The 18,072-nt window shown below is 71.5% G+C and carries 13 protein-coding genes, 1 tRNA gene and 1 other RNA gene; 10 read left to right on the plus strand and 5 right to left on the minus strand.

Annotated elements, in window-relative coordinates; all coding sequences use genetic code 11:
• Positions 1-34: 34 nt before the first annotated feature.
• From ACFC1J_RS15355 to ACFC1J_RS15370, 4 genes are all read left to right on the plus strand, one after another.
• Positions 35-1,378, plus strand: coding sequence for a carbohydrate ABC transporter permease (locus ACFC1J_RS15355; RefSeq protein ID WP_375907857.1), 1,344 nt, complete (start codon positions 35-37; stop codon positions 1,376-1,378).
• The gene (locus tag ACFC1J_RS15360; RefSeq protein WP_375907860.1) at positions 1,378-2,346 is read left to right on the plus strand and encodes a carbohydrate ABC transporter permease; all 969 of its coding nucleotides are present in this window, start codon (positions 1,378-1,380) and stop codon (positions 2,344-2,346) included. The genes ACFC1J_RS15355 and ACFC1J_RS15360 overlap by 1 nt, the downstream gene beginning before the upstream one ends.
• Before the next feature lie 118 nt (positions 2,347-2,464).
• Positions 2,465-3,118 (plus strand): phosphatase PAP2 family protein, encoded by a 654-nt coding sequence (locus ACFC1J_RS15365; RefSeq protein ID WP_375907863.1) that lies wholly within the window; start codon positions 2,465-2,467, stop codon positions 3,116-3,118.
• Positions 3,119-3,184: 66 nt separating this feature from the next.
• Complete coding sequence (locus tag ACFC1J_RS15370) at positions 3,185-3,793, plus strand: GNAT family N-acetyltransferase (RefSeq protein ID WP_375907865.1); 609 nt, start codon at positions 3,185-3,187, stop codon at positions 3,791-3,793.
• A gap of 211 nt (positions 3,794-4,004) precedes the next feature.
• Here ACFC1J_RS15370 and ACFC1J_RS15375 read toward each other — a convergent pair.
• Positions 4,005-4,092 (minus strand) — tRNA-Ser (locus tag ACFC1J_RS15375).
• A 160-nt stretch (positions 4,093-4,252) separates the two neighbouring features.
• On the opposite strand from ACFC1J_RS15375, the gene ACFC1J_RS15380 reads away from it, so the two are divergent.
• The 3 genes from ACFC1J_RS15380 to ACFC1J_RS15390 all read left to right on the plus strand — a co-directional run bounded on the left by ACFC1J_RS15380 (position 4,253) and on the right by ACFC1J_RS15390 (position 7,362).
• Positions 4,253-5,635: an LssY C-terminal domain-containing protein gene (locus ACFC1J_RS15380; protein WP_375907868.1), complete on the plus strand. Its 1,383-nt coding sequence runs from the start codon at positions 4,253-4,255 to the stop codon at positions 5,633-5,635.
• A 9-nt stretch (positions 5,636-5,644) separates the two neighbouring features.
• On the plus strand, positions 5,645-6,541 hold the full coding sequence (locus ACFC1J_RS15385) for a rhodanese-related sulfurtransferase (RefSeq protein WP_375907871.1): 897 nt from the start codon (positions 5,645-5,647) through the stop codon (positions 6,539-6,541).
• Positions 6,542-6,648: 107 nt separating this feature from the next.
• Entirely contained in the window at positions 6,649-7,362 is a 714-nt protein-coding gene (locus tag ACFC1J_RS15390) for a DedA family protein (protein ID WP_375907873.1), read from the plus strand.
• 25 nt (positions 7,363-7,387) lie between these two features.
• Here ACFC1J_RS15390 and ACFC1J_RS15395 read toward each other — a convergent pair whose 3' ends face one another.
• From ACFC1J_RS15395 to ACFC1J_RS15410, 4 genes are all read right to left on the minus strand, one after another.
• Positions 7,388-10,357, minus strand: a complete 2,970-nt coding sequence (locus ACFC1J_RS15395) for a DEAD/DEAH box helicase family protein (protein ID WP_375907876.1) — start codon at positions 10,355-10,357, stop codon at positions 7,388-7,390.
• A gap of 144 nt (positions 10,358-10,501) precedes the next feature.
• A complete protein-coding gene (locus ACFC1J_RS15400) occupies positions 10,502-12,826 on the minus strand; it encodes a DUF3488 and DUF4129 domain-containing transglutaminase family protein (protein ID WP_375907879.1) in 2,325 nt (774 codons plus the stop codon).
• The gene (locus ACFC1J_RS15405) at positions 12,816-14,081 is read right to left on the minus strand and encodes a DUF58 domain-containing protein (protein ID WP_375907882.1); all 1,266 of its coding nucleotides are present in this window, start codon (positions 14,079-14,081) and stop codon (positions 12,816-12,818) included. Before ACFC1J_RS15405 ends, ACFC1J_RS15400 begins: the two co-directional genes overlap by 11 nt.
• Before the next feature lie 62 nt (positions 14,082-14,143).
• Positions 14,144-15,172: an AAA family ATPase gene (locus tag ACFC1J_RS15410; RefSeq protein ID WP_375907885.1), complete on the minus strand. Its 1,029-nt coding sequence runs from the start codon at positions 15,170-15,172 to the stop codon at positions 14,144-14,146.
• Between the two features lie 113 nt (positions 15,173-15,285).
• On the opposite strand from ACFC1J_RS15410, the gene ffs reads away from it, so the two are divergent.
• From ffs to ACFC1J_RS15425, 3 genes are all read left to right on the plus strand, one after another.
• Positions 15,286-15,382: signal recognition particle sRNA small type (gene ffs / locus ACFC1J_RS15415), an RNA gene on the plus strand.
• A 301-nt stretch (positions 15,383-15,683) separates the two neighbouring features.
• Positions 15,684-17,249 (plus strand): DUF222 domain-containing protein, encoded by a 1,566-nt coding sequence (locus ACFC1J_RS15420; protein ID WP_375907887.1) that lies wholly within the window; start codon positions 15,684-15,686, stop codon positions 17,247-17,249.
• 55 nt (positions 17,250-17,304) lie between these two features.
• Positions 17,305-18,006, plus strand: coding sequence for a hypothetical protein (locus ACFC1J_RS15425; RefSeq protein ID WP_375907890.1), 702 nt, complete (start codon positions 17,305-17,307; stop codon positions 18,004-18,006).
• Positions 18,007-18,072: the final 66 nt, after the last annotated feature.

Consider the following 18,072-nt stretch of genomic DNA (forward strand, 5'->3'; position numbering starts at 1 on the left):
AAGTGTTCATCGTCGAACCGTCAAAGGGGTCCACATGTCGCAATCCACCGCGACCGAGACCACGCGATCCGATCGCAAGACCGAGTCCGTGAGTTCCGGCCGCACGACCGCTTCCCGATCCGTCACCGTCGGCGCCTACATCGTTGGCGCGATCGTGATCCTCGGGGTCTTCATCGCTCTCATCGCCGGTGGTCCGGCGGAGAGCCCGAAGCCGACGTCGCTCGGCTTCTCCCTGAACAGCTTCTTCACCTGGCTCGGCGGGCTGAACCCGCTGCTGCAGATCCCTCTCGTGCTGCTTGTCTTCGGCATCATCGCGGGGATCCTACTGATGCTCATCGAGTACGCGCCGCGGCACGGGAAGGGCTACTTCTGGCTCCGTCTGGTGGCGTGCTTCGCGATCCCGGTGCTGGCGTTCATGATGCTGCGTCCGTATCAGAACGCCGTGGTGTACGTCATGATCATCGCGCTGGTCGCCGGCGGGCTGCTGTTCTTCGCCGACTATCGCGCGCGCGAGGGATCCGGCTACCTGTTCCAGCTCACGCTGTTCATGGCGCCGGCCACCCTGTTGCTCATCGTCGGCCTCATCTATCCGGCCGTGAGCACGATCATCCAGTCGTTCTTCGACAAGACCGGCAAGGACTTCGTCGCGCTGGAGAACTACCAGTGGGTGTTCACGAACCCTGAGGGCTTCTGGTCGGTGATCAACACCCTGATCTGGGCGCTGATCGCCCCGATCGTGTCGACGATCTTCGGTCTCGCCTACGCGGTCTTCATCGACCGCGCCCGGGGGGAGAAGATCCTGAAGGTCTTCGTGTTCATGCCGGTCGCGATCTCGTTCGTCGGCGCCGGCATCATCTGGAAGTTCATCTACGACTTCCGGCAGGGCGATCAGATCGGCTTGCTCAACGCGATCGTGACGCTGTTCGGAGGCAAGCCGATCTCCTGGCTGGACACCACTCCGCTGGTCAACACGATCTGCCTGCTCATCGTGTTCATCTGGACGCAGACCGGTTTCGCCATGGTGATCCTGTCGGCGGCCATCAAGGCGGTTCCGACCGAGCAGATCGAAGCGGCATCTCTGGACGGCGCGAACGCCTGGGAGAGGTTCCGCAACGTGACGGTCCCGGGGATCCGCTCCTCGCTGATCGTCGTGCTGACCACCATCACGATCGCCTCGCTGAAGGTCTACGACATCGTCGCCGTGATGACCGGCGGCCGTGCCAACAGCACCGTGCTGGGCTTCGAGATGGTCAACCAGCAGCAGCGCTTCCAGAGCTACGGGCACTCCTCGGCACTGGCCGTGGTGCTGTTCCTGTTCGTGCTGCCGCTGATCATCTACAACGCGCGTCAGATGGCCAAGCAGAGGGAGATCCGCTGATGAGTGCGACACAGGCGGTCGTCACCGACAACCGCAGCAAGCGCCAGGTCGAGCGCGACACCCGCCGTAACGAGGCGACCGCGCAGAAGCGGCTCACCTCGAAGGGGGCCACGTTCGCCGCGGTGATCATCGCGATCTTCTGGACGATCCCCACCCTCGGCCTGTTCGTCACCTCGTTCCGGCCCGGAGCCGACTCGAACAGCACCGGCTGGTGGACGGCGTTCGTGAACCCGTCGTTCACGCTCAGCAACTACGCCGATGCGCTGAATTCGGGAGGCACGGCGCTGACGCTCGGGGCGTCGTTCGTGAACTCGCTCGCGATCACGATCCCGGCGACGGTGATCCCGATCTTCATCGCCTCGCTCGCGGCCTACGGTTTCGCGTGGATGAACTTCAAGGGCAAGAACCTCGTGTTCGTGTTCGTGTTCGCGCTGCAGATCGTGCCGATCCAGATGGCCCTGGTGCCGCTGCTGTCGCTGTTCTCGCGGGGACTCACGCTGTTCGGGACGCAGATCTTCCCGGGCTTCACCCTGCGCGACGTCGACCACAGCTTCGCCACGGTGTGGATCGCCCACGCGATCTTCGCGATGCCGCTGGCGATCTTCATGCTCCACAACTTCATCGCGGAGATCCCCAGCGAGGTCGTCGAGGCCGCCCGCGTGGACGGGGCAGGGCACGGGCAGATCTTCTTCCGGATCATCCTGCCGCTCGCAATGCCGGCCATCGCGTCCTTCGCGATCTTCCAGTTCCTGTGGGTGTGGAACGACCTGCTGGTGGCGACGATCTTCGCGCCCGAGTCCTCGCTGCCGCTCACCCAGACGCTGAACTCGCTGTCCGGCACCTGGGGCAACCAGTGGTACCTGCAGTCGGCGGGGACGTTCATCTCGATCATCGTTCCGCTGATCGTGTTCTTCGCACTGCAGCGGTTCTTCGTGCGCGGTCTGCTGGCCGGCGCGACGAAGGGCTGAGCCCGCGGAACGCGACGAAGGCCGGTCCCCGCACGTCGCGGGGGCCGGCCTTCGTCGCTCCGTCGTGCCACCGGCTCGGCTGCGGGGCGGTGCGGGGTGCGCAGGGGAGAATGGCCGGATGACACGTCGGCTCGCTCTCGTCCTCGGGATCGTCGGGGTGACGATCGCCCTCGCCATGGCCGTGGTGCTGGCGACTTCTCCTGCGGTGATCGTGTCGCTCGACGACGCGTGGAACCTGGAGATGGTCGAATGGCGCGGGCCGGTGCTCGTCGGCTGGGCGCTGGTCATGAACGTGCTCGGCGGGGGATGGGTCGCGACGATCCTCACTCCGCTCCTGATCACGGCCCTCGCGTGGCTTGTGAGGGGCTGGCGCGGCGCCCTGTTCGCGCTGATCGCCTTCGCGATGAGCGCGGGCGTCGTGCAGCTCGTGAAGAAGGCACTGGGTCGCGCGCGCCCGCAGGATCTGCTGATCGCCTCGGATTTCGGATCCTTCCCGTCCGGGCACACGGCGAACGCCGCGACCCTCGCGGTGGTGCTGTGGTTCCTGTTCCCGATGCTCTGGGTGGCGTTAGGGGGAGCGGTGTGGACGGTGGCGATGGGGTTCTCGCGCACCGTGCTCAGCGTGCACTGGTTCAGCGACACGGTCGGCGGCGCGCTGATCGGCGCCGGCGCCGTGTTCCTCGTGGCCGCGGTGCTGTGGCGCTGGGTGCGGCTGCCGCAGGTGCTCGAGGGCGCCGAGGCACGGAATCCCGGTGCGGATCCGTCTCGCTAGGCTGAGGGCATCCGCAGGTCCCTGAGCGAGCGTAGCGAGACGAAGGGCGCGATCGAAGGGCACCCCGTGGCACGCATCCGACCGTTCCGCTCCGAAGACGTCGACGCGCTCACCGATGTGTGCGTGAAGACCGCCGACGTCGGCAAGGACGCCACCGGGATGCTCGAGGACGACGCGCTGTGGGGCGACCTGTTCGCCGTGCCCTATGCGCTGCGCGACCCTGGGCTGTGCTGGGTCGTCGAGGCGGACGACGCGCGGGTGATCGGCTACATCGTCGCCACGGATGACACGAACGCGTTCGCGACCTGGTTCCGCGACGAGTGGTGGCCGTCGCGCCGCGACCGCTACCGCGCGTCCGGCGCGGCCGTGCCGACCCCGCAGGACCGCTTCATCGCCTACGGCGATCGTCAGGCACCGGGCGACGACCCGATCGTGCGGGAGTATCCGGCGCATCTGCACATCGACCTGCTGCCCGAGACCCAGGGGCAGGGCCTCGGGCGCCGCCTCATCGAGACGCTGCTCGCCGAGCTCGGCCGGCGGGGCGTGTCGGCGCTGCACCTCGGGATGAACGCCGACAACCTCTCCGCCGGCGCGTTCTACGAGCGGCTCGGCTTCACGAAGCTCGCATCGGGCGACGGCAGCACCACCTACGGGATCCGGATCCCCGCTGTCTGACGGACCCTGGTTCGGCCGGGGCCCCGCTCTGTCAGGGGAACTCTGAAGGACGTCTGCACCTCCGCAGGAGGTTCCGGGCGGATCCGTCCTGCAGAGTTGCAGACGTCCTCGAAACGGCGGGGGTCCGCGCGCGGTCGACGCCGGGGGAGACCCCACGGGGCGTGAGACGAGCGAAGCGCCACCCCGTGGATCTCGGGGCGGCGCTTCATTCTGGCGGTGACGGCGGGATTCGAACCCGCGGTTGCTTGCACAACACACGCTTTCCAAGCGTGCTCCTTCGGCCGCTCGGACACGTCACCAGGAATACAACCTGACCATCCTATCCGATGCGACGGGATGGTCCTGACCGGGCGGCGGATCCCCCGCGTCCGGCCGGGAAGGCGACGACGCGGACGCCCTCCCGGCGGTCGCGCGGCCTCCGTGCCAGGATGAGAGACGACCGCGAGGGAGAGGGCAGCCGTGAGCGACGCACAGCATCCGTCGAGGCGCCGCTGGGCGCTGCAGATGCAGCAGCCGCTGCCCTCCTCGACGGTGTTCGACCGGATCGCGTTCCTCATCGGCACGGCCGCGGCCGTATGGCTCGCGGTCATCATCTCGATCGAGGGCGTCCGCTCGCCGTGGGCGCTGCTGCTGTTCATCCCGGTGTGGGCGATCATGGCGTACCTCGTGCTGCCGCGCCTGCACCGGCTGCTGAGCGACCTCTACGTGCCCGACTACTTCTTCGGGCGCACGCGCACGGGGGACGGGCTGCTGGGGGATCCGGTCAACCTCGGGGTCGACGGCACGGCGGCGCAGCTCGACCAGGTCATGACCGAGGCCGGCTGGCATCGCGCCGATGAGATCACCGCCGCCTCGACCTGGGGGATCATCGTCTCGACGCTCACCCGGCGCAGCTATCCGACGGCTCCGGTGTCGCCGCTCATGCTGTTCGGCCGCCGCCACGACGTGGCCTACCAGCAGGAGGTCGCGGGCAACCCCAAACAGCGCCACCACGTGCGCTTCTGGCACTGCCCTCCCGGCTGGCTGCTGCCCGGCGGCGCCAGGACCGACTGGCTCGGCGCCGGCACGTACGACACCGATGTGGGGCTCAGCCTGTTCACGCTGCAGGTCACCCACCGGATCGACGAGAACACCGACGTCGAGCGCGACTTCGTGGTCGAGGGCGCGCGCGAGGCCGATCCTGCGGTGCGCGTCCGTGACCTCCGCGACTTCACCACCGGCTACCACTCCCGCAACGGCGGCGGCGACCGGTTCCTCACTGACGGGCACCTGCCGATCATCGACGTCACCCTGGTTCGCACCGCCCCGCACGAGGAGGTGGACGGATCCGACGACGAGTTCGGTCCTGATTCCGCCGCGGACCTTCCGGGCGAGGGACGAGGCGAATCCCTGCGTACGACCGCCGAGCGGTCAATGCGGCGGGCTCCGCTGTCGACGTTCTTCGCTGTGGGCGTCGTCGTCCTCGGCGCGATCATCGACGTGCTCGGACTGACCCTCGGCGCCGCCGCGGATTCCGGCGTGAAGTCACTCGTCGCCGCAGGGCCGCCGGAGGCTGTGGCGCTGCTGCTCTTCGTCCTCGGTTTCGGGGTGCTCATCTCGCTCGCGCAGCTGCTCATGGCCTGGTTCGTGCTTCGCCGGGGGCGCCGATCACGCGCGATCCTCATGGTGCTCCTCGCGATCGGCGTGCTCTCCACAGCGATCGACTACCTCGACGGCACGGCGACGCTCGGACTCAACGGCACGCTTCTCTCCGCCTCGCTGCAGTGCCTGGCGCTGCTGGCCCTGTCGAGCGAGTCGGCGGGCGCGTGGGCGCGGCGGAGGTCGGGCGCGGCTCGCGACTAGGATCGCTGGGTGCCCACCCCGAAGATCGTGCTGTTCTACGCCTTCGCGCCTCTGCCGGATCCCGAGGCCATCCGTCTCTGGCAGCGGGATCTCGGCGAGGCACTGCACCTGCGGGGGCGGATCCTGATCTCCCCGCACGGCATCAACGGAACCCTCGGCGGCGACCTGCCCGCCGTGAAGAAGTGGCTGCGCTCCTTCCGGGCCTATGGGCCGTTCCACGGCGCGGACGTGAAATGGAGCGAGGGGACCGCGGTCGACGCCGACGGGTACAGCGCCGACTTCCCCAAGCTCAGCGTGAAGGTCCGCGACGAGATCGTCTCGTTCGGCGCTCCTGGGGAACTGCAGGTCGATGAGCACGGCGTGGTCGGCGGCGGCACCCGGCTGAGTCCTGACGCGCTGCACGAGCTCGTCGCCGAGCGCGGGGACGACGTCGTGTTCTTCGACGGACGCAACGCCCTGGAGGCCGGGATCGGCCGATTCCGCGGAGCGATCGTGCCGGAGGCCGAGACCACGCGCGACTTCGTCGGGCTGCTCGACTCCGGCGCGTACGACGACCTCAAGGGCCGGCCCGTCGTCACGTACTGCACCGGCGGGATCCGCTGCGAGGTGCTGTCGAGTCTCATGGCGGCGCGCGGCTTCGGCGAGGTGTACCAGCTCGAAGGAGGGATCGTCCGCTACGGCGAGCGGTTCGGCGACGACGGCCTGTGGGATGGATCCCTGTACGTGTTCGACGGGCGCGGGTCCGTCGACTTCTCCGATCACGCGGCCGTGATCGGCGTATGCGCGGGCTGCGGCGCGGCCACGAACCGCACTGCGAACTGCCCCGATCCCTCGTGCCGGCATCAGGCGGTGGTCTGCGCGACGTGCGTGGCGGTGCCCTGCGCGGAGCACGCGACCGCGGTCTGAGGACCACTCAAGAAGCGGCGCCCGGGGCATCGGGGCGCGGTGAACAGTTCGGAACATCACTCTCCGGTATGACGACGGCTGTTCCCCCGCGCCGTAGCGTGGATGGCATGGACCTGCTGAACGCCTGGCTGCTGCACGCTGCGGGGCAGCTCTGGCTGTTCCCCGTGCTGCTGGTGTTCTTCTTCATCGACGGCTTCGCGACGATCCTGCCCAGCGAGACGGCGCTCGTCGCGCTGGCCGCGCTGTCGCTGCACAACGGCGAGCCGAACCTCGTGGTGCTCGGGATGGTCGCGCTGGTCGGCGCGGTCGCGGGGGACAACATGGCGTACCTGCTCGGTCGCACGATCGGCACCGACCGCTGGGCGTGGATGCGCCGGCCGCGGGTGCACAAGATGTTCGAATGGGCCCGCTACGAGCTCGACAAGCGCGGCGCGGCGCTGATCTTCACCGCGCGGTACATCCCGTGGGGCCGGGTCGCCGTGAACTACATGGCAGGCCAGACCGGCTTCCCGCACCGCAAGTTCTTCCTCTACGACCTCTTCGCGTGCATCACCTGGGTCGCATACGCCCTGGGGATCGGACTCCTGGCCGGTCAGTGGGTGCACGAGAATCCGCTGCTGGGGGTCGGCATCGCCGTGGTGTTCGCCGTGATCCTCGGTTTCGGCATCGACCATCTGCTGCGCTGGTGGCACGGGCGCCGCGGCGACGCAGAGCCCGCGCGTCCCGGTTCCTCCGCCGCCGTCGCGGCGACGGCCGGGATGGGGCAGGAACCGGCGTCCGCGGCCGGACGGCAGGCGAGCGGTTCGTCCGAAGGATCCTGAACCCGCCGGAACCGCAGGGGACGGTTCAGCCCCAGAGCGTCGTGCGCGGTTCCGCGGCGTCGAGCACCCGCGGAGTGCGACGGGCGAGGGCGAGCAGTGCGAGACCCTCTTCGCCCTTGAGCTCGATGAGTTCTGCCGCGCCGACGTTCTCGCGCCAGTGCCGGAGGAACGCCTCGGCGTCGGTGCGGCGTCGGGCGAGCGTGCGCGGGATCGCGAGGAACGTCGCCCCGCGCAGGCCTTCGTGCCGCGTCGCGGCGATCATGCCGATGAGCGAGGCCCGGCCGCCGATGTCGTCGCGGTCGGTGCGCAGCAGGAAGCGCGGAGCCGACGGCGGCGCGAAGATCTCCTCCATCGCATCTGCGACGACGCGCCGATCGGGGCCGGAGAGCTCGATCCTCATCAGGTCGCCCTCGTTGCGGACGATGATCGCGGCCTCGTCCCACGGGCGGATCCGTCCGCTCTCGGCCAAGGCACGGGTGAGCGCCACCGCCGCACCCCGGAAGGATGCCGCGGGGTCGCGTCGCCGGCGGTGCTCGCGCACCAGCGGCCCGACCGCACCGCCCAGCGCCAGAGCCGCCCCCGCCGTGACCGCGATGCCGACGCCCGCGGCCGGCGTGATCGGGACGGCGCTCGCGGCGAGGGCGGTGATGCCGGTGCTCCCCGCCAGGCCGAGCAGCACGGCCCACGGCATCGCCGAGCGGACCGCGCGCGTGGTGGGGACGAGTGCGGAGACAGAGGCACTCCGCACCGCGAGCGCCTCGCGCTCCTCCGCGACGTAGGGCTCCCCGACCCGCCACGCGGTGCGGGTCTCGGAGCGCGGCATCACCTCGGTGCGCACGAGATCGCCGAGCTGGCCCACGGACGACCCGGGGTCCTTGCCGAGCACGCGGTCCAGCGCCTCGCGCGTGGCGTGCGACAGGGCGTTGCCGAGTCCGCGGACGATCCGGTCGTCGTCCGCGCTGAGCCCGAGCAGGTGGCCGTGCCGTCGGATGAGCCGGCGCCGCTCGGTGGCGTCGTCCAAGGCCACGTCGGCCGGGATCAGGCAGCTCACCGACCAGTTGTGCGCGACCTTCTCCGGCCAGGCCGGATCCAGCCGCAGAGTGCGGCCGCGCAGCTGCGGGGCGCCCGTCGAGGTGGTCACGGTCGTGAGGTCGATCAGGGTGTTCACGGCGGGGCAGTCCCAGCCCTCGCCGAGCAGGCCGCGGGTGCCGACGAGGAGGCGCACGGATCCCGCCGACATCAGGGCCGAGACGGCCGCGACGATCCGCCCCGAGCCGACGCCGGGGGCGTCCAGCTCGCGCCACGGGCCGACGCCGCCGGGACGCACCTGGACGGCCGACCCCACGTGTGCCGCGAGCGCGCCGGCGAGCTCCTCGGCGCGGGCCGCCGGTACGCGGATGCGGTCCGCGGTCAGCAGCACCGGGTTCAGGGCGGCGCTCAGCGGATCGTTCACGACGAAGTCGTAGGCGCGGAGCGCCCCGGCGGCGGTCTCGCCGACGAGTCCGCGGCTGTTGCCGTGCTCCACGAAGTCGGTCACGATCACGGCCTTGACCCTCGCGCCGTCTGCTCCGCTCAGTTCGAGCCGGAGGATGTCCACCGCGGCGCGGTCCTTGGCCTCCGAGAAGGCGAGGGTGGTCTCCACCGGATCCCGGCCGCGACGGAGCCCCCGATCGGTGAGCAGCAGCCCGAAGTCGGCGAGGGCCTTCTTGACGTAGCGCCACTGCCGCTTCGCCCCCGGATCCGGTAGCAGCCGGGTGAGCGCGAACCGCGCCAGCACGGTCAGCAGATCGTCGGTCGTGCAGCGCTCGAACAGCACCGGAGGCAGGATCGCGCAGAGCGGGTGCTGCGGGGCGAGCGCGCGCAGCACCACGCCGCAGGAGCGCGTGAACGGGAGATCGTCGGCCAGGGCACGCTCGAGCGCCGCAGGGGACGGCGGCGGCATGGCGGCGGTCCCTTCGAGGGTTTGAGCGGCCGGGGCGGACTCGGCGGACGGATCCTCCGGCGGATCCGGATCCGCGGGCTGCAGACGCTCCTCGAGGTAGCGGATGCCATCAGGGGTGGACAGCACCTGGGCGAGCAGGGCATCGAGATGCTCGCCGTGCCGCCGGATGAAGGCGGCCTCGGCCGGCACGGGCTCGGTGAACCAGACGTGGTCGCGGTAGGGCGCGAGGTGGCCCTCCTTCACGACCGCCGGGGTGGGCACCTCGAAGTCGACGTCGCCGAGCAGCTGCGTGTAGTTGTCGAACTCGGTGCCATCCGCGACGTCCGGCAGGGTGGCCGTGAGCCCGATCACCAGTCCGCGCCCGCCGCGCTCGCGGATCGCGCCGACGAGGTACGCGACGACCAGCGCCCAGTGATCGAGCAGGTGATGGCACTCGTCCAGCACGATGGTGTCGACGCCGGCGTCCACGATCCGCTCCAGGAGCGCCACCGCGTTCGGATGCAGCACGCGCGCGATCGCCTGTGGTCGCTCCCGCGTGAACCGGCGCCGGATCCGCTTCACCCGCCCGCGCAGGCCCGTGCGGTACTGCGCCGGGTTGTCGACGGCGAGCTCTGCGAGCCAGGTCTCCGCCGCCGCCTGCGTGCGGCCGCTGTCGACGAGTTCGTCCGCCCACCGGGCGCGGGCGAGCGCCTCGAACGGGGACCCGTCGCCCGTGACGCTGAGCGCCTGATAGGTCAGCGCGGTGAGGTCGCCGATGCGCAGCGGATCCGTCGACACCGCCGCGGCATCGGGAGCGAGAGCGGCCGCGGTGCGCGCCCACTGCTCGCGGATCGTCGTGCTCGGGGCGAGCACGAGCGTGCGCCCGCCCTCGCGAGCGGCGAGCAGCAGCCCGAGCAGCGTCTTGCCGGATCCCGGCGGCGCGACGATGTGCAGCGCGGACGCGGATCCGGGGGCCAATCGCTCCAGCACCTGCGCCTGGTACGTGCGCAGGGTGCCCGTGAAATGCCAGCCCGCAAGGGGCGCGTCCCCGAGGGACGCGGTCGACTCCGCCATGCATCCCCCTCCGTGCCGGCGTCGTGCATGCCGGGGCGCCGCCTGGATCGGCACCGGATTCCGAGCGTAGCCGTCGTCGGAGCGGCACCAGGCGTCGGATGCCGCCGGCGTCGGACAGGACACACCCGGCGCCGTGTCAGAGGATCAGGACGTCGAAGTCGCGAGCAGCCGGGAGCCGAGCAGCGAACGCGGGGTCAGCGCCGCGGCGATCCTGTCGCGGCGGGAGACGTGCGCGCGCAGCCGCGCTCGGATCGCGTCGAGCGGCGGGCGCAGATCGACGTCGTCCGGCGGGGAGTCGGCTGCCTGGCGCGCATAGCTGGCGCGCTCGATCGCGCGCACGAGCGCATCCATGTCGGCGGGATCCACTCCGCGCTCCCGGACCAGGCGCTCGCCGCGTGCGCGCGGCGACTCCGCGGGCGAGGCCGGCAGGCCCAGATCCTGCAGCGTCGCGCGCAGCTCGGTCCAGGCGGCCACGGCGTCTCCGCGGCCTGCGGCGGCACGGCGCCGCGCGGTCTGCAGGCGCCGGATCAGGGCCGGGATCAGCAGCACCGCGAGCACGCCCAGGATCGTCCAGACCACCGGCATCGCCTGCAGCGCGGCCGGCGTCGACGCCCCGGTGGCACCGGCGTTCGGGACATCGAGGTTCTTCGGATCCTTGGCGGCGCCGGTCGACGTGGGTGCGGGCGTCGCGCCGGCGGAGGGCGCCGCGCCGGCCCCGGCGCCGGTGCTGTCCTCGGTGAATGCGGTCGGGATGCCGCGCGTCGCGGTCGGCTCGAACGGCACCCAGCCGATGTCGGTGAAGTACACCTCGGGCCAGGAGTGCAGCTGGTCCGAGGAGACCTCGTACACGACTTTGCCGTCGTCGGAACGGCGGTCGGTGGCCGTGCCGGGCAGGTAGCCGACGACGATCCGCGTCGGCATGCCCAGCGAGCGGGCCATGAGGGCGAAGGCCCCGGCGAAGTGCACGCAGTAGCCCTCGCGCACGGCCAGGAACCTCGCCACCGCGTCGACGTTGGTGCCGTCGAAGCCGTCGTCGACCGGCGTCTGCAGGGAATAGCGGAACCCGGCGCGGAACCACGTCTGCAGGGCGATCAGACGGTCGTAGTCGGTGGTGGCGTCGCCGACGACCTGGCGTGCGCTGTCGGCGATGACCGCGGGCATCTCCGCGGGCAGGGCGCGCAACTCGGCGGGGGCGTCGGCCCCGGACGAGGTGGATGCGCGGATCTGATCGAGCGTGGGCTGGAGCACGGCCGTGTCGATCGAGTAGTTCTGGTCGGCCGCGTCGGCGTTCGCCGCGATCACGGTGCGATTGTCGGCGGCCGCGTTCCAGCTGCCGTTCTCGCCGCGCACGGCCATGGCCTGGTACGGCACGGGCAGCCAGGATCCGGAGATCCCGGCGGTGCGGATCGTGGTCTTGGTCTTGTGCACCGCGACCCCCTCCGGCGCGGCGACGTCGCCGAACCCCTGCGACAGCGGCACGGTGGTGGGCCGGTCCGGCTGCCAGGCTGATCCGTCGAACCGGGTGAGGGTCGCGATGCGCAGGTACGGCGGCGTGCCGTCCTGGGTGATCAGGGTGAGCGCGGTCACGGGGGAGGGGCGGCGGAGATCCTGGCCGAGGTCGAGGGTCGCGCTGAGGGTGGTACTGCCCCCGCCAATGTTGAGTCCCGAAGCGGACAAGGGCAGCAGCGGTGACACGATCAACGCCGCGAGTACGGCCAGGAAGCCCAGGACGACGGCGGGCAGCCGCCGCGTGCGCAGGGGCGCGTCGGGATGCTCTCGGCGGGCCGCGGCCTCGTCGTCCCGCGTCGCCGTCGCCGGCGCGGGACGCTCCGACCCGGGAGGCGCGAACCGCACATGCAGGAAGAACAGGATCGCGAGGGCCAGCCCGATGAACCACACCGGGTTCGCGCCCTGGTGGACGACGATCCCCGGCGCCGCGCCGAGCGCGGTGACCAGCACGGCGGCGATGAGCGGCGTGCGCAGCGTCACCAGCACGAGGTCCAGCACCACCGCGATGAGCCCTGCCGCAGCGGCGACGCTCACGGCGATCGCGGGGGAGGGCACGAGCGGAGCGACGCCCCCGCGGATCTCGCCGAGCGCGGCGGTGAAGAACGCGTCGATGGCGTGCCACACCTCGGGCGTCGGCAGCACCCATCCGCGACCGGCCTGCCGCGCCGTGAACACCGTGAGCGCGATCGCGCCCGCGCCGAGCTGCACGACGGGCACGGCCGGGATCGCGAGCCAGACCGGGGCGCGGCGGGCGAGGAAGCGGACGAGAGCGCCCGCGACCACCACCGTTCCCGCGGTCGCCATGGCCCCCGCCCCCCACGCGCCCGGCTGGATGACCGCACTGAGCGGCCACACCGCCACGACCAGCCCCAGCGCGGTCAGCAGCGCGGCGGCCACGGGTCCGCCATCCGTCCGGCGCTGCGGCAGGGGACCCCCGTACGCGCCGAGGTCAGCGGACATGAGCCGTCTCCTGCGCACCACGGGCGGAGGGAGTCCTGGCCTCGCCGCCGCGCACGGATCCGGCGTCCGCCGAGGCGGATCCGGGCTCGCCCGCGCCCGCGTCGGCCCAGGCGTCGGCCGGATCGTCGCCGAGCGTCGCGGCGCGCCAGCCCTGGGCCTCGGCGGCGGACAGCGCGTCCGGCCCGGGCGCGGTGGCGATCAGGATCGGGGTTCCGGCCCCACCGTGCGGGAGCGCGCCGGCGTCGGCCGCATCGATCGCGCCTGTGATCACGACGAGCGGACCGACGGTGTGCCCCTCGCTCGCCGCCGGCAGCCCGTGGTCGCGCTCGCCGGAGCGCGGCGCCGTGCCGGCGAGGCTCACGAGCAGGCCGTCGCGCTCGTCCTCCGCGCCGCGCAGCCGGCCGATCAGCACGCCGGTCGCGTCGACCACGTCGACCGCGAAGCCGTTGTCCACGAGATGCACCGCGATCGAGGCGCAGGCCGTGACCGCGCGGTCGAAGGCGTCGAAATCCGTGTCCCCGCCCGCCGTGACCCAGCGCACGCCGGCGCGGTCGAGCACCACCAGGGCATCGGGGCTCGACTCCTGCTCCTCCTGGCGCACCATCAGATCGCCGCGGTGCGCCGTCGCGCGCCAGTGGATGCGCCGCATCGAGTCTCCGGGGACGTACCGGCGGGGGGAGAGATTGTCCGCGCCCTGGCCGAGCCGGTGCGACGAGGTCTGCGCCGTGCCACCGGCCCGGCCGGTGCGGTCGGTCAGCCGCGGGAGCGGCACGACCTGCGGCACGATCGTGATCGGAGTCACATCGCCCAGCTCGTCCGTGCGGACGAACAGTCCGAACGGATCCGCGGTGCTGAGCCGCAACGGGCCGAGCGAGGCGAGCCCTCGGCGCACGCCCGAGATCGGGTACGTCATCGTCATGGTCGCTCCACCGGGGATCCGCTCGACGTCGTCGGGTGGGAACGCGCCGGTCGCGGAGCCGTGCACGGCCGCAGGCAGTCCGTCACACCAGCGTCCGGTCGGCTCCCGCATGACCGTGCGGAGATCCACCCGCACCCGCACCCAGGTGTCATCGCCGACGGTGAGCAGGTCTGCGGCGACCGTCCGGCCGACCCGCGCGCGGCGGCGCGGGACGAACACGAACAGTGCCGCGAGGATCAGCAGTGCGAACAGCAGTGCGGCCACGTACAGCAGCACCGGCGTTGCCAGCACGTTCGCGCCGACCACGAGGAGTATCCCGGTCAGGAGCGCGCTCACACCGCGCCCGGTCATCCTCCGGCCGGGCGGATCCGCCGCGCGGTGCGCGCTCTCCCGCCGGTTCACCGCGGAAGGCCCACCGGCACCGGGATCCGCCGGACGATGCCCTCGAGCGCGGCCTCGATCGGGCGCGCTCCGGCCCGGTGCAGCCCGCGGGCGGGGATCAGCCGGTGCGCGAACACGGCAGGCAGCAGCGAGGTGAGATCGTCCGGGACGACGTAGTCGCGCCCGTCCAGGGCGGCCTGCACCTTCGCCGCGCGCACGAGCTGCAGCGTCGCCCTGGGGCTCGCCCCGAGGTGCAGGTTCGGGTCGCTCCGGGTGGCCTGCGACAGCGCCACCGCGTACTCCTCGAGCGCGGGGGCGACGTGCACCGCCCGCGCCCATGCGATGAGCGCCCGCACATCTGTCGCGGTGAGCACGGGGCGGATGGCGTCGAGCGGGTTGGCCGTGTCCCGCTGGCGCAGCATGAGCGTCTCGGCCGCTGCATCCGGGTAGCCCATCGAGATCCGCATCATGAACCGGTCGCGCTGGGCCTCCGGCAGGGCGTACGTGCCCTCCATCTCGAGGGGGTTCTGGGTGGCGACCACGAGGAACGGATCCGGGAGCGGCCGGGAGTTCCCGTCGACCGTGACCTGGTGCTCCTCCATCGCCTCCAGCAGCGCGGACTGGGTCTTGGGCGAGGAGCGGTTGATCTCGTCCGCGATCACGATGTGCGCGAACACCGCGCCGGGCTTGAACTCGAACTCCTGCGCGACCGGGTTGTAGACGCTCACGCCCGTCACGTCGCCGGGCAGCAGATCCGGGGTGAACTGGATGCGCCGCACGGTCGCGTCGATGCTCGCCGCGAGAGCGCGCGCGAGCATGGTCTTCCCGACACCGGGCACATCCTCCACGAGCAGGTGCCCCTCCGCGAGCAGGCAGATCAGCGCGCTGCGGACGGCGGCGTCCTTGCCGTCGATCACCTCGGTGATGGAGGACAGGATCGCGGCGGTCTGCCCGGCGAAGGCGGTCGCATCGATCGCGGCGGCGTCGCGGGAGGTCGCGTCCAGGGCGGTGGTCGTGGTGACGTCGGCGGTGTTCGTGGCGTGCATGCGTCCCTCTCACCGGGCGCCGCGGTGCGCCCGCGTCTTGATCGTAACCCGGGGCGGGGACGGTCGGGCGGGGGATCCGGTCTCGGTAGCCTGTGACCTCGGGTAGACTGGACGACGGCTCTCCGCGTGGCGGCACCCAGGCCAAATCCCCCAGGGCGGAAACGCAGCAAGGGTAACCAGGCTCTGCCGGGTGCGCGGAGGGTCTTTTCTTTTGCCCGGCGCTGAGCGACTCATCGTGCGTATCGCCTGTGCCGCTGGCGTGTGCGAAAGCGGATCGGGCCTTCTCGCACCAGCTCATCCTTCTGGTCGCGGGTCGTGATGTGCGACTGTTCCGGTTCGCTCGGTGGTCGCGAGCCGCCCTTTCGGGTCTTCTCTTGAGCGCGACTTGCGACAAGGGCAACCGGGGTCGTTCCGTCCTGCACAGCAGGCGGATCCGGGACGTTCTGCACAGATCGGAAACATCTCCTGATCTGGGCGTTCGAATGTCCGTGGCCCTGGGTTGAATAGGGGTATGACATCGACGACGCGCGAGGCTCTGGAACAGGTCGAGCACCTGCTCCAGCAGGTGTGCGCGTCGGTTGAGATGACGACGCAGTTCGAGGGCGTCGCGGATTCCGAGACGATCCGCATCCTGCAGTCGCTCGGGCGCGTGCAGCGGCTGCTCGACGCGGGTATCACGACCGCGGCCGCACATGCGAAGGAGCGGGAGGCCGGGGTCGCGTCGTCGACGATCAGCGCTGCCGCCGGGTGCGCCGACCTGACCGAGCTGCTGCGCCGTGCACTGCGGGCGGATGTGGGCACGGCCCGCAGGTACGTGCGCGCTGCGGAGGTGGTCGGGTGCGACTTCCTGCTGTCTGCGGGAGAGCACGCGCCGTCCCGGTTCGAGGCGCTCGGGCAGGCCCTGCGAGACGGGGAGATCTCCGTGACCGGGTTGCTCGCCGCGATCGGTCCCGTCGAGCGGGCCCGCGGGCGGATCACCGACGATGAGCGTGAGGCTCTCGACGCTCTGCTCGCGAACACGGCCCGAGGACTGGACCTGCCCGACGAGCACGGCAACGCCGGCCCCGCGCCGTCCACCGACGAACTCGCCGATTTCGCCCGCGCCCTGATGCTCCGGATCGACCCGGATGGCGCCGAGCCCGACGACCGGCGTGCGGCGCACAACCGGGGATTCACGATCGGCCGCCTTCGCGACGGCGTGCGTCCGGTGCAGGGCGGACTGCTGCCGGAGGTCGCCGGCGTGCTGGAGCGCCTGCTCGACGCGCTCAACAATCCCGCCGCCGCAGGCTCGCCCGACCTGAGCAGGCGCGCCGGAAGCGATTCGGATGCTGCTTCCGGAGGATCCGGCACGTCGGTCGGATCCGATTCTGGTGACGGACGCGGGGACGTGCGCTTCTGCGGACCCGACGACGACCCGCTCGAGCCGGCGTTCGAAGGCGGTCCGGCCGCCCCTGTCGACACCCGCACCCGGGCGCAGCGCAACCACGACAACTTCGCCGCGATCCTGAGCGTCGCCGCCGCCCATGCGGACATGCCCACGCTCGGCGGCGCGGCCCCGACATTGGTCGTCTCCGTGTCCGCGGCGGACTACGTCCGCGGCACCGGACGAGCGTTCATCGAGGGCAGGAACGACGACGTTCCCCTATCGGTCGCGCACCACACCGCCTGCGCCGGCGGGATCCAGCGCGTGCTGTACGACGAACACGGCCAGATCGTCTCCCTCGGCACCTCGGCGCGGATCTTCAACGCCCTGCAACGCCGCGCGATCCTGCATCGCGACCGGGAGTGCGTGATCCCCGGCTGCCATGTGCCCGCGACCTGGTGCGAGATCCACCACGTCCGAGAGCATGCCGACGGCGGCCCGACCCACACCAGCAACGGCGTCGCCCTCTGCTGGCATCACCACCGCCCCCTCGACACCTCGGGATGGCGGATCCGCATGAGCTGCGGCGCCCCCGAGATCCGCGGACCGCACTGGTGGGACCCGCACGGCGCCTGGCACCGCCCGCGCAACCGCGGCGGCTACCCCAGCACCATCCGCCGGATCCTCGCCGATGCCCTCGGCCCACCCGGGTGACCCATCCCGGAACCAGGTTCGAAGGATCGGACCGTAGACGCGCTAGTGTCCGAGCATGGGACACGACGAGCGCAGGCCCACCGTGTACTCCGCGGTGCCGAAGAAGCTCACGGCCCCGTACGTGATCCCGCCGCTCGAGCACGATCGGCACGGCCGTCCGCGGCCCGCCGGCGCTCCCGAACCCGAGACGCCGCCGCAGCGACGGTCGTGGGCGCCCCTCATCGTGATCGTCATCGCGGCGCTCATTCTGATCCCCGCCGCGCTAGGGCTCGTCGCCGGGCTGTCGGAGCAGTCCTCCTCCGAGGGCTCGGCGGTCGGCGGCGCCCCGCCGGTCGTCGTGACGAGCCCGCCCGCCTCGCCCGCCCCGCCCGTTCCGGCTGTCGACCCGGCGTATCCCGCGCTGGATCTCGCGCAGCTGGAGGCCCTTCTCCACGACCCGGCCGGCCACGAGGGGGAGCAGCACACGGCCTACGTCGAGATCCAGGTCGGCACCGAGACCATTCCGCAGAGCCTTCGCGACACGACGGGGCTCATCGGCTTCATCGGCGTGACGCCGCCGGGGAGTGCGCTGGAGGACGCCGCGAACCCGGTCGCTCTGACGGCGGATCCAGGGGTCCTCGACACCGCTGTGAGCGGCGACGTGCTGCGGATCGGATTCGTAGTGCCCTCGGTGGCGAATCGGACCACGGTGTACAACGGCGCCGGGATCCCCGAGCTGCGGGTCGTCACCGCCGAGAAGGTCGCGACCTTGCCCTGAGTTTCGACGTCCGCACGCCTTCCCGCAGCACCCCGCGCCCACTACCCTTGACAGGGTGGCACCCAG

The sequence above is a fragment of the Microbacterium sp. NPDC056052 genome (genome assembly GCF_042266785.1).
In the GTDB taxonomy this organism is placed as follows: Bacteria; Actinomycetota; Actinomycetes; order Actinomycetales; family Microbacteriaceae; genus Microbacterium.